This is a genomic window from Companilactobacillus tucceti DSM 20183, assembly GCF_001434665.1.
Taxonomy (GTDB): domain Bacteria; phylum Bacillota; class Bacilli; order Lactobacillales; family Lactobacillaceae; genus Companilactobacillus; species Companilactobacillus tucceti.
Genome location: NZ_AZDG01000020.1, coordinates 1 through 15,398 on the forward strand (window position 1 = coordinate 1; position 15,398 = coordinate 15,398).

General features: G+C 33.6%; 17 protein-coding genes. 9 read left to right on the forward strand and 8 right to left on the reverse strand.

Annotation, left to right across the window (positions count from 1 at the left end; all coding sequences use genetic code 11):
• Positions 1-103 precede the first annotated feature (103 nt).
• Positions 104-1,009 (reverse strand): proline-specific peptidase family protein, encoded by a 906-nt coding sequence (locus tag FC72_RS08525; RefSeq protein ID WP_057766773.1) that lies wholly within the window; start codon positions 1,007-1,009, stop codon positions 104-106.
• 385 nt (positions 1,010-1,394) lie between these two features.
• On the opposite strand from FC72_RS08525, the gene FC72_RS08530 reads away from it, so the two are divergent.
• The 7 genes from FC72_RS08530 (at position 1,395) to FC72_RS08560 (ending at position 7,487) form a co-directional block, all read left to right on the forward strand.
• Positions 1,395-1,664, forward strand: coding sequence for an AbrB/MazE/SpoVT family DNA-binding domain-containing protein (locus FC72_RS08530; protein ID WP_057766775.1), 270 nt, complete (start codon positions 1,395-1,397; stop codon positions 1,662-1,664).
• Positions 1,651-1,992 carry a type II toxin-antitoxin system PemK/MazF family toxin gene (locus FC72_RS08535; RefSeq protein WP_057766776.1) on the forward strand — a complete coding sequence of 114 codons (342 nt, stop codon included), beginning with the start codon at positions 1,651-1,653 and terminating at the stop codon, positions 1,990-1,992. Before FC72_RS08530 ends, FC72_RS08535 begins: the two co-directional genes overlap by 14 nt.
• 164 nt (positions 1,993-2,156) lie before the next feature.
• Positions 2,157-4,055: a heavy metal translocating P-type ATPase gene (locus tag FC72_RS08540; RefSeq protein ID WP_057766779.1), complete on the forward strand. Its 1,899-nt coding sequence runs from the start codon at positions 2,157-2,159 to the stop codon at positions 4,053-4,055.
• A 56-nt stretch (positions 4,056-4,111) separates the two neighbouring features.
• Complete coding sequence (locus FC72_RS08545) at positions 4,112-4,342, forward strand: heavy-metal-associated domain-containing protein (RefSeq protein WP_057766781.1); 231 nt, start codon at positions 4,112-4,114, stop codon at positions 4,340-4,342.
• Entirely contained in the window at positions 4,342-4,890 is a 549-nt protein-coding gene (locus FC72_RS08550; protein WP_057766783.1) for a ferritin-like domain-containing protein, read from the forward strand. The genes FC72_RS08545 and FC72_RS08550 overlap by 1 nt, the downstream gene beginning before the upstream one ends.
• A 157-nt stretch (positions 4,891-5,047) precedes the next feature.
• A complete protein-coding gene (locus FC72_RS08555; protein ID WP_057766785.1) occupies positions 5,048-5,743 on the forward strand; it encodes a Crp/Fnr family transcriptional regulator in 696 nt (231 codons plus the stop codon).
• A 244-nt stretch (positions 5,744-5,987) separates the two neighbouring features.
• Positions 5,988-7,487 carry a cytosine permease gene (locus FC72_RS08560; protein ID WP_057766788.1) on the forward strand — a complete coding sequence of 500 codons (1,500 nt, stop codon included), beginning with the start codon at positions 5,988-5,990 and terminating at the stop codon, positions 7,485-7,487.
• Between the two features lie 170 nt (positions 7,488-7,657).
• On the opposite strand, the gene FC72_RS08565 is transcribed toward FC72_RS08560, so the two are convergent.
• Positions 7,658-8,617 carry an ornithine cyclodeaminase family protein gene (locus FC72_RS08565; protein ID WP_057766790.1) on the reverse strand — a complete coding sequence of 320 codons (960 nt, stop codon included), beginning with the start codon at positions 8,615-8,617 and terminating at the stop codon, positions 7,658-7,660.
• Positions 8,618-8,789: 172 nt separating this feature from the next.
• On the opposite strand from FC72_RS08565, the gene FC72_RS08570 reads away from it, so the two are divergent.
• Positions 8,790-9,500 (forward strand): TetR/AcrR family transcriptional regulator, encoded by a 711-nt coding sequence (locus FC72_RS08570; protein WP_057766792.1) that lies wholly within the window; start codon positions 8,790-8,792, stop codon positions 9,498-9,500.
• A 34-nt stretch (positions 9,501-9,534) separates the two neighbouring features.
• Here the strand turns inward: FC72_RS08570 and FC72_RS08575 are convergent, their stop codons facing one another.
• The 3 genes from FC72_RS08575 to FC72_RS08585 form a co-directional block, all read right to left on the reverse strand.
• Positions 9,535-9,966: a GNAT family N-acetyltransferase gene (locus FC72_RS08575; protein WP_057766794.1), complete on the reverse strand. Its 432-nt coding sequence runs from the start codon at positions 9,964-9,966 to the stop codon at positions 9,535-9,537.
• A 2-nt stretch (positions 9,967-9,968) separates the two neighbouring features.
• Entirely contained in the window at positions 9,969-10,412 is a 444-nt protein-coding gene (locus tag FC72_RS08580; RefSeq protein ID WP_057766796.1) for a MarR family winged helix-turn-helix transcriptional regulator, read from the reverse strand.
• Positions 10,413-10,644: 232 nt separating this feature from the next.
• Positions 10,645-11,106, reverse strand: a complete 462-nt coding sequence (locus tag FC72_RS08585; RefSeq protein ID WP_057766798.1) for a VOC family protein — start codon at positions 11,104-11,106, stop codon at positions 10,645-10,647.
• A gap of 194 nt (positions 11,107-11,300) precedes the next feature.
• Here FC72_RS08585 and helD point away from each other — a divergent pair, with 194 nt between their 5' ends.
• The gene (gene helD / locus FC72_RS08590; RefSeq protein ID WP_057766800.1) at positions 11,301-13,607 is read left to right on the forward strand and encodes an RNA polymerase recycling motor HelD; all 2,307 of its coding nucleotides are present in this window, start codon (positions 11,301-11,303) and stop codon (positions 13,605-13,607) included.
• Between the two features lie 13 nt (positions 13,608-13,620).
• Here the strand turns inward: helD and FC72_RS08595 are convergent, their stop codons facing one another.
• The 3 genes from FC72_RS08595 to FC72_RS08605 form a co-directional block, all read right to left on the reverse strand.
• Positions 13,621-14,007, reverse strand: a complete 387-nt coding sequence (locus FC72_RS08595; RefSeq protein ID WP_057766802.1) for a hypothetical protein — start codon at positions 14,005-14,007, stop codon at positions 13,621-13,623.
• An 87-nt stretch (positions 14,008-14,094) separates the two neighbouring features.
• Positions 14,095-14,730: a GPP34 family phosphoprotein gene (locus FC72_RS08600; protein ID WP_057766804.1), complete on the reverse strand. Its 636-nt coding sequence runs from the start codon at positions 14,728-14,730 to the stop codon at positions 14,095-14,097.
• Positions 14,731-14,740: 10 nt separating this feature from the next.
• Positions 14,741-15,325, reverse strand: a complete 585-nt coding sequence (locus FC72_RS08605; protein ID WP_057766806.1) for an SGNH/GDSL hydrolase family protein — start codon at positions 15,323-15,325, stop codon at positions 14,741-14,743.
• Positions 15,326-15,398 lie beyond the last annotated feature (73 nt).

Sequence of the window (15,398 nt, forward strand, 5' to 3'; positions counted from 1 at the left end):
TATTTTCCCAGAAGTGCTCTTATTTATCTGTATCAAATTATATACTCAGTACCGATTGTCTACTTTTTTTATGATTTAAAGCTAAACCTGCTTTGTTGCAGTTTTAGTCATTAAAATTATTTGATTCAACATCTTTGATAAATTGTTCCAAATGATCGAAGTAAACTGGAGCATTATCGATCATATGGTGATGTCCACCATTTGGAGTTGTTACAAGTCTTGCATGTGGAATTTCCTTTTGCATGATTTTAGCAGTTTCAATAGGCATTGTTTCGTGTTCACCAAAAGTCAAAAGTGTTGGTACAGTAATTTCCTTAAGATGTTCTCTAAAATGCCAATCCTTTAATTTACCAGTAATAACAAATTCATTGTCACCTTGGAATACATTATATACACCAGTAGACATAGTACTAATTAAGTGAGAAATAGCTACAGGTTGTTTGCGGTCAACATATTCAGCGTTTAGAATATCGACATAACTTTGATAAGTGGCATCACCAAGGTCGTTTTCAGCCTCTTTTTTCTCCATATACTTAACCTTTTCAGGACCTAATGCATCCATACGGCATTGATTGATATGTTTAACGTAGTCGCCAATTTCATCAACCATACTTGAAATGATAGCTCCTTTCAAATGTTGACCGTATTTAGCAGCGTACATTTGAACTAAAGCTCCACCCCATGATTGTCCAATAAGATAGAAGTTGTCTAAACCAAGTTTTTGTCTAACTTCTTCAACTTCTTCTAAGAAATAATCATAAGTTAAGTATTTTTTAGCAATTTCGGGGTCACTATAATCGGGTTGGTCTGAGTACCATGAACCTAATTGGTCATACATAGTAACTTGGACACCAAGATCAGCTAGTTTTTCACCAAAGTTTTCCCAATATTCGTGAGTACCACCAGGTCCACCGTGTAAGCAGAGTAATTTAATATCCCCGTGGCCTTGGGTATTTGTCCATAAGTGGTAGCCATTATCTAAAGTGATAATAGTAGTTCCTTGTTTCATATAAGTTCACCTTCCTGCAAGTATATGAATAACAGTATATCGCTAGTCCAGTTTTCATATCAAATTTTTTATAATATATTTTTAATGTCTTTAATCAATAATTCATTTAGGATAATACTTTGTTAAAACAAGAATTACCAATATGTTGCTTGTTCCTTGGTAATAAAGAAAAATAGTCTAATTGCAAAATTACAATTAAATATAAAAATTTGAAAACATTTAAATTTTATGATTAAAAGTCATAATTAGTATTTTGATGTTATCTGAAAAGGTCTCGTTTTTAATGAAAGAGCGTAATTTAATATGTAAATCAATTAATTGTATTGATTATGGTTTTGAGTATATACTTGTATATACATAAAATTGATAGCTTAGGAGCTAAATCATGGAAATGAAAAAAATACCCATTAGCTATAGAACAAAAATTTCAAAATGGGGTAATTCTAATGGTGTCCGTATACCACAAGAAATTTTAGATAATATAAATATTAAGCAGAATGATGAGGTAGATTTAATCGTTGAAAAAGGGGAACTTATTATAAAAAAGCGTGATACTCCGTCAACTCTTAAAGAACTTTTTAAAGATTATAATCAAGAACCATTCAATGAAGGTGAATTTAATTGGGGAGAAAATAAAGGTAATGAATACTGGTAGTTTAAAACAAGGAGACATAATCAAAGTTAGTCTCGATCCAACCCATGGTCATGAGCAAGCAGGATATCGTCCAGCAATAATAGTTAGTAACCATTTGGTTCAGGATAATTCACATATTTGGCTATGTTGTCCCATTAGTCATACAAATAGAAAATTCCCTCTATATATAGACCTTCCAAGATATCTATCAATAGATGGTAAAGTCCTAATCGATCAAGTTAGACCCTTAGACCTTTCTAAAAGAGAGTTCAAGTATGTGGAATCATTGAAAGAAAATGATTTAGATAGGGTATTAACTTATTTAAAATTAATGTTTGATACTGATTAACTAGAAGAGTGCAACTTGTTATTAGCAAGCCGCACTTTTTTTCTACCTATATTAACTAACTAGTGAAATATAAATTTTCAACTTAATTCCAAAACTTGACCGTAATCAAGTTGAACCTTGTTAAAACCTAATACAATGTATTTGTGCTTAGGAGGAAAGAAAATATGAAATTCAATATATGGGTTCAGAAACATCAAAATCAAATGACTGCGGCAATCGCAATCTTAATTGTAATCAGTTTAATCTCAGATTACTTGTTAAAATTACCGATGGTCGCAACACCGGCCATGATCATAGCAAGTATTATTGGTGCCATTCCAGTATTCTTGCATGCATGGACAGCCTTAATGAATAAAGTAATTAGTATTGAACTACTTGTAACTATCGCCGTTGTAGGAGCTTTTGTTATCGGTGAATATGAAGAATCAGCTGTTGTTACATTCTTATTCTTATTCGGAAGTTATTTGGAACAAAGAACTTTACAAAAGACCCGTTCCTCAGTTAAGAATTTAACAAAAATGGCTCCAACAACTGCAGAAGTTGTTGATGAAGATGGAAATATAGAAACTGTTGACGTTGATGACGTTGACGAAGGTGATCACGTTATTGTTAAACCAGGTGGTCAAATTCCAGTTGATGGAAAAATTATTGAAGGTAAAGGATATATGAATGAGGCTTCCATTACTGGTGAATCAACACCAGTCGAGAAGACTATCGGTGATAAAGTATTTGCCGGTTCACTAACAGATAACGGTACTATAACGATAGAAACAACTTCAGTTGGTGAAGATACTACCTTTGGTAAAATCATTGAACTTGTTGAAGAAGCACAAGATAGTGCATCTCCAGCAGCTAGATTTATTGATAAATTTGCTACATACTACACACCCGCAGTTTTAATAATTGGTATCTTAGTTTGGATCTTTACAAGAGATTTCCCATTAGCTATCACTGTTTTAGTTCTAGGATGCCCAGGTGCATTAGTAATTGGTGCCCCAGTTTCAAACGTTGCCGGAATTGGTAACGGTGCTAAAAATGGTATTTTGATGAAAGGTGGAAACGCCGTAAATACCTTCTCAAAAGTTGATACATTAGTACTTGATAAGACTGGTACTTTAACAACTGGTCAAATGAGCGTTACAAAGTTATCTCATTTTGGAAATGATAAAGAATCTGACATGGCATTACTTTCAGCCGTTGAAGGAACATCAGATCACCCATTGGGTCGTGCCATCGTTAAATATATCGAATCAGAAAATGTTTCAGCAACAAAAGATCTCCCAGAACTTGATACTGTTAAAGGTCAAGGATTACAAAGTAATGACGGCGACATTTTAGTTGGTAATGAACGCTTGATGAAAGCTAATAATGTCAAAATCTCTGATGATGCTAAACAAGCCATGAATGATCGTGTTAACCAAGGTGACTCAATTGTTCTTATGGCTATAAATAAAGAATTGAAATTAGTTGTTGGTGTTAATGATCAATTAAGACCAGATGCTTTTGAAGGATTAACAGCTTTAAAGAAAGCCGGTATCAAACGTGTCGTTATGCTAACTGGTGATAATAAAGTCGCCGCTCAACACGTTGCCGACAGATTACCTGTTGACGAAGTTCACGCTGAATTACTACCAGAACAAAAAGTTGATTTTGTTAAGAAATTTACAGAACAAGGACATCACGTAGCCTTTGTTGGTGATGGTATCAATGATTCACCATCGCTTGCTACAGCCGATATCGGAATTGGTATGGGTACAGGAACAGATGTAGCTATTGAAACAGCTGATGTTGTTTTAGTTAAATCAAGCTTTGATGCGTTAGCACATGCTTATGTCTTGGCTAAAAAGACAGTTGCTAATACACAAGAAAATATCATTATCGCTGTAGGTACTGTTGCACTCTTACTTTTAGGCTTATTAGTTGGAGTTATCCATATGGCAAGTGGGATGTTTGTTCATGAATTCAGTATTTTGATTGTTATCTTTAATGCCATGAGATTACTAAGAATCAAAACTTTAAATAAATCTCCAAAACTTGATGTAAATCAAGTCGAGACTGCATAAAACAGACTAATATAGAATTTGTAAGATAGATAAAGATATTTAGGAGGAACTTGAATATGGCAAAAGTAGTATTACAATTAGGCGAATTAACATGCCCATCATGTATGACAAAAATTCAAAAAGCAGTTCAAAATCAAGACGGAGTTTCAGATGTAAAAGTTATGTTCAATGCAGGTAAAGTAAAGGCCAACATTGATGAAGCAAAAGTAACTGGTGAAGATCTAGGTAAAGTTATTACTGAATTAGGTTACGAAGTTAAGAAAATCAAGACAAAGGAAGTTGCATAATGACAGAGCTAACAATTTACGAAAAATTTGCAGCAGAACAAAAACAAGCTGATGCAGATCACCACAAACCAACAGCCGGTGCTATGACAGGACATATCGTTTCAAATCACGAATATATCAATATCAAGTTGCATCAACTAAAATGGTTTATTAAGGGACCAAATGCTGAAAATTATAAGTCAGTATTAAACGACACCATCGACGAAAATAATGCTTGGTTTGACAAAGTAGCCGATCAATTATTAGATGAGAGTGAATTACCACCATCAACAATGAAAGAATATTCAGATTACACAATGATCGAAGAAAATGGTGCAAATAAATACTTGGATGCAGAAGCAATGATCCAAACAGTTGTAAATGACTTCGCAACTGATAATATGTTTGTAACACGTGCCATCAAACTAGCAGAAAAAGAAGATCGTCCATACATGGCCCAAGTTCTAGTAGAACTACTAGGCTGGAATAACCACCAAATCCGCATCTATCAAGCCTTACTTGGTAATAGTGCTAAAGAAGGATTTGAAGATGAGGATGACGACGATTAGAGAGCGTAACGAGACGTTCAGCTTCTGAGCATTACCTAGAATAACGAGTATGGCGTCTTATGCCATACTCGTTATTCGTAGTAAGCGCAGGAAGTTGTCTCGTGTAGCTCGTTTAAGAAGCACTAAATAAAAAACCAACAGAAAGTAGGAGAGACAAATGACAGAAGTTCACGGACATCACGAGCATGAAGAAACAGATGACTGTTTGGATCTAGTAACGATTTTTCAATCACTACCAGAAGATGATTTGGCAAAAATTTCTACATTAGTATCAGATCGCCACTTTAAAGCTGGAGAGTATATCTTTTCAGCCGGTGACCCAGCAGATACTTTAACTATTGTCGCTCACGGTCAGGCAAAAGTATTTCAAATTGCCGCTAATGGACGTGAACAGATGTTAAGAGTCCTGCAAACTGGTGATTTTGATGGAGAAGCAGCCTTGTTTACTTCTAAAGATAGAACAAGCTTTGCTCAAGCTCTAATGGATACTAATGTTTGCCAGATACATCGTTCTGATTTCCAGAATATGATGAAATCCTCACCAGATTTAGCACTGAATATGATGAATGCTTTTGGTAAACGTTTAGTAAAAATGGAACAGCAAACAACCGAGTCAGCCGTTTCAAGCGTTGAAGGCAGACTCGCTAACTATCTTCTTGAAACAGGAGCTGGTTTGAAACAAGATCAATTCGAGTTACCTTTGAAGAAAAAAGATATCGCGACATATCTTGGAACTACTCCAGAGACCATCAGTCGTAAGTTAAAATCGTTAGATAACCAAGGCCTGATCGAGAAAAAATCCAATACTGAAATTAAGATATTGGACGCTGATGGATTGGCAATGGTTGAGTAATAAGGCATTATTCGTAAATATGCGAATAATGCTTTATTTTTTTATAAACTTAAAATTCTCCTAAGTTAAGTGATGAAGAGATCCGTGGTTAATATAATTAATTAAATATAAATCCGCTTTCATTTTATGTATAACAAAGTATCTTTTTGTGTTAATCTATATCTAATCGCTTGTCATAAAAAATAATCATATGATTATAAAGTAACTTTGCAGAGTTTGCTTAATATGATTAAGGAGAATATTTATGTCAAAGATGTCTAAACAGAGTGATGTATACCATATTTCCGACGAAAAATATAAAGAATATGCGAATGCACAATCTAATGAAGAAATGCTCCCTCTACGTGAAGATAAAAGAACTATGGGATTTGGAAACTATTTTACTTTATGGATGGGTGGAATTCATAATATAGCAACGTATGCCACGGTTGCTGGATTCTTGCTTTTGGGAGCCCCTATGAAGCATATAATTTTAGCCATTTTTTTGAGCTTCATTTTTTCTGCTTTTATGAATACCTTAAATGGACGAGCTGGATCAAAATATGGTATCCCGGGATCCATGCATTTAAAATCCGTTTATGGTGATCGAGGTGCTAAATTACCAGGAATATTACGTGGTATTTTTTCTGGTTTAGCTTGGTTTAGTTTACAAATATATACTGGGTCTCGAGCATTATATATATTAATTGCCGTTATTTGGCCTTCATTTGAAACATTAGGAGGCAATTTTAGTTTTATTGGTATTGATTTACCTAATCTAATAAGTTTTATATTGTATTGGCTGTTTACCTTATTGATTGGATTAGGTGGTAGTAAATTAATAAATAAGTTTAATGTCATTTTGAACCCTTTAATTTATATCTTCTTTATTGGTGCAGCAATTTGGGCCTTAAATGCAGCTGGAGGATTTAGTAATATTTTGGCTTTCACGCCTCCAAAGAGTTTGTCATACAATTACCCTACGATTTTGGTATACTTTATGATTTTTAACTCTCTATTAGGATTTTGGTCATCACCAGCTGTGAATGTCGCCGATTATACGAAAAATGCAAAATCTAACAAGGATCAATCTGCAGGAATGACTCTTGGATTTGGAGTGGGTTATCTCATTTTTGCATTCTCCAGTGTTATTATTTTAGCTGGTGGCGCTTTACGATATGGTGTTACAGATTGGGCTGATTTTCAACAGTTTGGTATTTTATCTATTATGAGACATTGGAACCAACCGTTCGCTATTATTGGTGGAATTATTGTTTTGCTAATGGCAACGGTATCTGCCAACGTTTTGAGTAATGGATTGTCAGCTACCTATCAGCTAATAGCGTTGTTCCCTAAACGTTTCTCTTATAAAACGGGTATGATAACTTCTGCAGTTGTTGCATTTATACTGATTCCGTGGAAAACAATGACTGGTAATGGTGGCGTTATGGCATTCATGAACATGATAGGTGTAATGTTAGGACCAGTTGTCGGGGTTATGTTAGCTTATTATTTTGTAATAGATAAAAGAAAGTTAGATTTAGACAGTTTATATCTAGATAAAGTAAATCCTAAGAAATATAATCGTTACGGTGGAATTAATAAGAGCGCCTATATAGCCACAATAGTAGCTATCATTATTACGATGTTGGGTTATATCCACGGTTTTGAAATTATTAATCAATTGAGTGTTTTCGTTGGTGCAGGATTAGGATTTATTATTTCAATTATTTTGCCAAGATCAAAGAATAGAAATATTCAATGATAAATTGGTAGTGTTATAAAATATGGTCAGCTTTTAGTTATTAAGATAAATAAGGCGAGCACTCTAGTCGAGAGTGTTCGCTATATTTTTTTTAGAGTGTAGAAATCTATATTTGGGCATAATAAAGGCCCCATGTGTTGGTCTATTAACACATGGGGTCTTTAAGTATTTTATTGTTTTTCCTTTTCATAAATCATAATTGCTAAAGCAATATCTAGGACTCCTGAACCTACACTTTCATTTAAAGTGATTTCATCGTTACTTTCTCGTTTCTTAATATTTCCAACTAAAGCTTCTCCGATAGTACCCGTTACGTCGCTTTTAGATATTTCGCCATTTTTAAGTGGAATTAGTATATCACCTGCGGCATCCCATAGGCCTGACATATGTTCGGTTACAATTTTACTTGCTCTTTTTACAGTCGTAGAATCTATTTCTTGCATAAATGATGTAAATGAACCAATTGCGTTTATATGTGTTCCTGGTTTTAATTTTTTTCCGTCAAATACTGGTTTATGGGATGTTGTACAAGTACAAATTATGTCTGAATTTTGAACTAGTTCGTCATTGGATTCAGCTGCAACTATTTCGTAGTCACTATTTTTTACCTTTTCTATCATACTAATGAATTCTTTAACGCGTTTTTTATCAATATCACTTACGATAAGTTTTTTAATCTTGCGAACCTCTTGAATAGCCAGAACTTGTGAGTAAGCTTGAAGTCCAGTTCCAATTATTCCCAATGTATGTGCATCTTCTCTTGCATATAGTTTTGTTGCCACACCAGCGTTAGCACCAGTTTTAATGGCAGTTAAATAATTGGCATCGATTAGGGCTTCCAGAACCCCGGTTTCACGAGAGTATAAACTAATTGTGGAAATTACACTTGGTAATCCTTTAGAACGATTACCTGGAAAAACGGCTGAAAATTTAGAACCAAAGTGTGGTTGAGTTTCTGTATTTGCTACCAACCACTGACCTACATTCTCTTTACCATTTATAGGCATAAAAATACGATCACCCGAATAAAATGTACCTGCTATATTGTCTCGATAGGCATCTTCGATTGTTGAAATAGCCTTTTTCATTGATAGTGTTTCTTTTACTTGATCTTCTGAAATACGTAACATATTTATTCTCCTTAGAAATATTAATTTGCAGAGTTTACTTTAATTAGTGAATAAAATATAATCGCTTGATTAGATTATATCAACGTGATTAAATATAATCAATAGGATGTGTGGAAACGATTTCAATTCATTGAGATATGGTAGTATATTCTAAATAGAAAGGTATTTAACTATGAATAATAAAGAAATTCAGCGTCAGAGAATGTACGGTTATTTTATTACCGCATGTCAGGATTTAATTAAAGAAGAGGGAATCGATCAATTAACGATTCGCAAAATTTCTGATAAGGCCGGTTATAATAGTGCTACATTGTACAACTACTTTGAAAATTTAGATCAGTTAAAGGCATTGTCTCTACTGGATAATGTAAAACCTTACTTTTATGCTATAAGATCTTTGTACGGTATGGATTTAGATTTGGTAGACAGGTTTCTTCTAATCTGGAGGGAGTATGCTAAATATTCTTTTGGTAATCCTCAAGTTTATATAGAAGTTTTTGAATCCAGTAATTCTGATGATATTTTGAGTTATATTGATAAATATTTCGACTATTTTCCTAGTGAAGAGTTTTCCAAAGATCATGATGTATATGATCTTGTATACAATAGGGATATGAAAAGAAGAGACAGAGTTTTGCTAGAGCCTGAAATTGATGCGGGCTATCTTAGTGAGGAACAAGCCAGATATTTTATTGATGGTATTTATGCTCTTCATATAGGGATGTGCAATCAAGTATTGAATGATTATTATAGCAATTCAGAAGAAGCCTTAAAGTTATTTATGAGTTACTTGATAGATTTTCTTTTGTTGAATTCCAGTATTAAAAAAAATAAGACAGAATTGTTGAATAGAATTTTGTCTATGAAAACAGTAAAGATATAAAAATAAGACAATCCTCTAAGGATTGCCTTATTTTTTACATCTGTAAAACCATCTTTACATGAGGCGTAGTGTTAAACAAAAATTCCTCACCAATACGTTCAAATTTAAATTTTTCGTAGAATTTTTGTACATAAGTTTGAGCTTCGATTTCAATTCTGGAACCAGGGAAGTTACGCTTGATAAAACCAAGTACTTCATGCATCAGAGACTTTCCTAAACCAGTTCCTCGTTGTGAGTGTTCAGTAACCACACGACCAAAACTAATGTGGTCACCTTCTTTGAAGACTCTAGCATAAGCTACTAATTCATCATCTATATATTTGAAAATGTGAAATGCCTCAAGGTCAATGTCATCGACTTCTTTATATAGTCTAGTTTGTTCAAGGACAAAAACTTTTTGGCGTAATTTATAAATATCAAATAATTCTTTAGTTGATAATTCTTTAAATTCTTTAATTTCCCACATGATTAGTTCTCACTTTCATTATTAAATAAAATATCGTAGGCAGTGGTGAGCGATTTGTATAATTCCTCTTGTTTTTGGGGGGATATGTTGGTTACAAGTTGTTTTATCTGTTTGTTAGAGTCATCATCGATTTTGTTGAATAGTTCTTGCCCAGATTTTGTAAGTATTAAAATCTTAGATCTAGCGTCTTTCTTTGATTCATGTTTGGTAACCAATTTTAATTTCACTAGTTTTTTGATGATTCGACTAGTATAACTGGCATCCATATCTAAATTTTTAGCGACTTCCATAGGGGAGAGCTCTGTATGACTACCAATTTCTAATAAAACTCTGGATTCTTGAAAACTAAAGCCGGTATTAAAAACTTGTTTATTCAATAAACCTAGTTGATCAGTGTACTTTCGGTTGAAAGCACGTATTTCGTTAATTTCTTTTTGGGAAAGCATTGTTAATCTCCTTTACTGGACAATGTCCATTATAATCATTTATTGGACTTTGTCCAGTAAAATTTTAAAAAATAGGAATTGTGGCTTATGTCACAGCTCCTATTCTTTATAGACTAAACATGCAAAAAAAAGGCTGCAACCTCCGCATAGCTACGAACCACGAATGATTGATGGTGCCAATCATTCGTGGTCCTAGGCTATGTTCCGGTGGCAAACCGCTTTTTTGCACTCTCTAATTGTGATCTACACTTTTTGACCAAGGGGATGTATGTAGCATCCAGTTAATGCCATATTTATCAGTAAAACTACCCATTTTTCCGCCCCAAAATTGTTCTTCAAAAGGCATAGTGATTTTTACTTCACCAGAATTCTTTAATTTCTCATAGAAATCATCGGCAGCTTTTGCACTTTCAGCATCTTCACTATTAATATCAAGTAAAAGAGAAATCTGACCAGAAGGTTCAGAATCTCCAGTAAATGCATCGGCGCATTCAACTTTCATTCCTAGGATAGTAAATCCAGCGTGCATAGTCATACTATCTAAATCAGCGTTTTCAGGAAGACCGAATTGTTTTGCCTGTTCAGCCTTAGGGCTTAGACGATATACATCGGTCGCTCCGAAGACTTCTTGGTAATATTCAATAGCTTCTTTAGCATTTTTAAAAGAAAAATATGGATAGATTTGTGATTGCATACGACTCATCTCCGTATTAATTTGATGGCTAAATTGTAACAGATTTTTAGTGAAAAATTACCAAAAAAGTTAATAAAATCTGAAGTGGATTTTTAGGCTAAATTATTGTTATATCAACGGATTAGCAAGTCTCTATTTTTGAATTCTCTTTATAAAAATGGTAATATTATATAACTAAAAATTTCGAGGTTAATATGACAGAAAAATCTGAAATTAAGCAATTAGATGAAAAACAAATAGAACAAGCACATTTAGACGATGTGGTTGAAAAAATAAAAACTTCTGAAAAGAAGTTAGAAGAACATATTAACGTGGCTGAAGAAGATCTAAAAGTTATTAATAATGCTTTTGATGACATTCACGTTGGTATGGATGGTGACGCAATTTCAATGGATGCGGCTTTGTCCATTCATGCACAACAGCAGATGCTGGATGAACGTAATAATAGTTGGCATCAATCTCAACAACGTTTAGGCGTTTTAAAGCGACTTGAAAAGACACCTTTCTTTGCTAGATTAGATTTTCAAGAAAAAGGTGAACCTAAGAAAGAAAAAATCTATATTGGTTTGACTTCATTTACTGATAAAGATGATCACTTCTTGGTTTATGACTGGCGTGCACCGATTTCTTCTATTTACTATGATGGAAAACTTGGTGATGTTGAATATCAAACACCAGATGGTCTTCAACATGTTGAGCTATTTTTGAAACGTCAATTCTTAGTTGAAAATGGTAAGATCCAAGCTTATTTTGATACTCAAGAAACAATTGGCGATCAGATGCTTTTGGAAGTTTTGGACGGTAAATCTTCAACTCATATGAAGGGGATCGTTAAGACCATTCAATCTGAACAAAATAAAATCATTCGTGATACTAAGTCACGTCTCTTATTTGTTCAAGGGGCTGCAGGCTCTGGTAAAACTTCAGCTATTTTACAAAGAATCGCCTTCTTGTTGTACAGATATCGTGGAACTTTAACTTCCAGCCAAGTAGTTATGTTCTCACCAAATATGTTATTTAATGACTATATCCAAAACGTTTTGCCTGAAATGGGTGAGCAAAATATGGTTCAAATGACATATGGACAATATTTATCACGTCGTTTGCCTAATATTTCTATGGAGAGTCTCTCACAGAGATTTGAAAAACAAGATAATCCGGTCAACAAGAACATTTCTAAATTTGTATCTGATATTGAGTTTTTCAAGATTTTAACTAATTATAGTAAATTACTGAATGAAAGTGGTGTTAGTTTTAAGAACATCAACTTTAAAGGTAATGTCTTTATTCCAAAAGAAAAAATTGCCGAAATTTATTATAGTTTTGGTCCACAATACAATTTAGGTAATCGACTAGATGCGACTGTAGAGCGTCTGCAAAAGATGTTGCGCCGTAAAGTCGGAGCTGAAATGCGTTCTAAATGGGTCGAAGAACAAATTGAAGACTTGAGTCAAGAACAATTGAAAATGCTTTATAACACGGCTGATCAAGAGTTTAAAAATGGTGACGAAGAACATAGATTCTTAGCTCGTAAGATCGTTATGGCGGCTATGCAAAAGGTCTATAGTCAAATTGCTCACTTGAGATTCTTAAGTGTTTCAACGAACTATTTGAACTTTTTAAGAGCTGTTCCTAAGATCACTGACTTATCGAAATATGATATTACTAATGAGCAATGGGAAACTTATATAAATGACTTTATTGTGATGTTTAATAGTAAACAAATTTCAATGGATAATCTAAGTCCATATTTATATTTATATGATCTAGTTACAGGTAAACATGGCGAACTTGATATGAAATTTGTCTTTATTGATGAAATTCAAGATTACACACCATTCCAACTATCTTATCTAAAATATAAATTCCCTAGAGCGCGTTACACTATGTTGGGAGATTTGAATCAGTCTATTTTCACCAAGAAGAATAGTCAGACTTTATTGTCAGAAGTTCAAGGTCTGTTTAATCCTGAAGATACTAGAGTAGTCCAATTGACACATTCATATCGTTCTACTAAACAAATTACGGATTATACAAAAGCTATTTTGACTAATGGACAAAAAATCGAGCCATTTAATCGTGATGGTGATCTTCCTAATGTGATGATTTCATCAAACGAAAAAGAAGCTTTAGAAAATGTTGTCGAACAACTTCAAGAAAATGATCAACGTAAGTTTACAACGGCTATAATCACTAAGAGTTTGGAAGAATCAGAGCATGTTCAGAAGATGTTACAAGAAAAAGGAATAGAAGCTACTTGGATCCGTTCTGAGAATCAGCGCCTAGCTACAGGAACAATTGTCTTGCCATCTTATTTAGCCAAAGGATTGGAATTTGATGCTGTTATTATGTGGGATGCTTCTGAAAAGAAATTTGATGAAGATGAACAACAATTAGTTTATACAATTGCTTCACGTGCTATGCATAAGTTGACGATCACTGCTATTGGTAACTTGTCAGAGTTATTACAACGAGTTCCAGAAGAATACTATACGAAATAAAAAAACGCATCTGTCAGACGACAGATGCGTTTTGTATTACTTTGATCTTGTTTATTCTCAATACGGGATTGTAATCGTCCATACGATTATTTGGCGAGGTGAATTTAATATAGATTCTTATCAGTTTATTGTCTTTAGTTTGACCAATGAAATACTCTCCTTGATCATCAACACCTTGATCATAAGTGATTCTCTTTAATGACAAATAAGGGTGTGATTTCAAAAACTGTTTGCTTTTATTATCATAGCCATACTTTTCAGAATTGGTTTGTTTCAAAACAGAAGATGTTTCATTTAGGACCCGATTCCTAATAGCGAAGTCTGAGGATAGTAATGATGCCATAGGGATAAAAGCAATTAAAAAAACTGTGGCAATTGTTGATAGAATTATTTTGTTCAATTCAATCCTCCATAGTTAGTGCTTCCAGCTAGATAATACCACCAAAAGAGGATTGAAAATTATTTAAGTTTTTCTGAAAAATATAGATTAACTCAATAAAGTCAAAATAACTCTACTTAATCTTTTTGATAATTCTAATAATTTTTCATAAGTTGGATCGTCTTTAGATTTTTCAAGTTTAGTCTTGATTTGTTTTTGTTCAAAGGCTGAGAAATAAGTCTTTAGGTCATGATTCCCATAAAGCACGACTAACAAGGCAAAAGTTTCCGGAGAAATTTTGTCAGCTGTCAGGATCTCTTTTCTAACTTCAGAAACGAGTTCTTGTTTAACACGAATATCAGGAATATAGTTGTTAGTTTTGAAAACTAGACCAGTTGTAGCCTTTGTTACATCAACTTTAGTAACTAGTGAGTCACCGATTTCGTTGTAAATTTGTTTAGTGATTTTTTCTTTAGTAGCCATAGCTCTAAGTACATGAGTCACACTTTTACCTTGGTTACGATTGATTATTTGGAAAAATTCATTCAAATATGCTTTATCATCAGGCAGAACTTTATTGATTATGACACTGTTATCAGTTAGATCGATTATGTCATTTAAAGCCAAGTCAAAAAAGGAACTCGCAGCCAAATAAGCACGTCTTCTAGTGTTTTTAAAAATACGGATGCTGCCTTTTTCATTGCACGATAAAATAAAATATTTTTGAGGAATATTTAAATTCATACAGTGCTCCTTAATTTGATACTAGCTCAGACTGTTTAGCTAGTGTCAGTTTGATTTTTGGTACTAATAATTCTTCTAAGAGATTGTAACCTTTGCTGGTGAAGTGCAAACCATCAGTCTGTAAAAGTTTCTGAACGGAGTTAGAATTAGACATTTCATGTAGTAGATCAATATATGATAAGTCAAATTCTTTACCAAGATGTTCAGTAACAAGGTCAAATTGTAATTGTCTTGTCCAAGGACGACTAGGTACTTTATGCCAATCCGTATAGGGTGGTGAAAGTAAAACGATTTTATCTTTTCCGACAGCATCAATGATCATTGATAGATTTGAAGCAAACTTACCAGGTTTGATCTCATCGATCGTTGAAATGTCATTGGCGCCAAATCCGAGTATCAATAAATCCGGTTGCAAATTCAAAATATTTTGTTCGATATTTGAAACAGCATTACTAGTCTTATAACCTGGAATCGATAAATTAATTACTTTGTCATCGGGAAAGTGTCTACTAATGCGGTCGGTAAGAGCATCAGTGATTTTTCCGTCTGAGTAACCAGCAAAAATCGAATCTCCAAATAATACTATTTTTTTCATATGTGTTCCTTCTAAAAAATGTTCTATACTATACTAGAATACCAGAAAAATGGTAAAAGTTAATTAACTATTA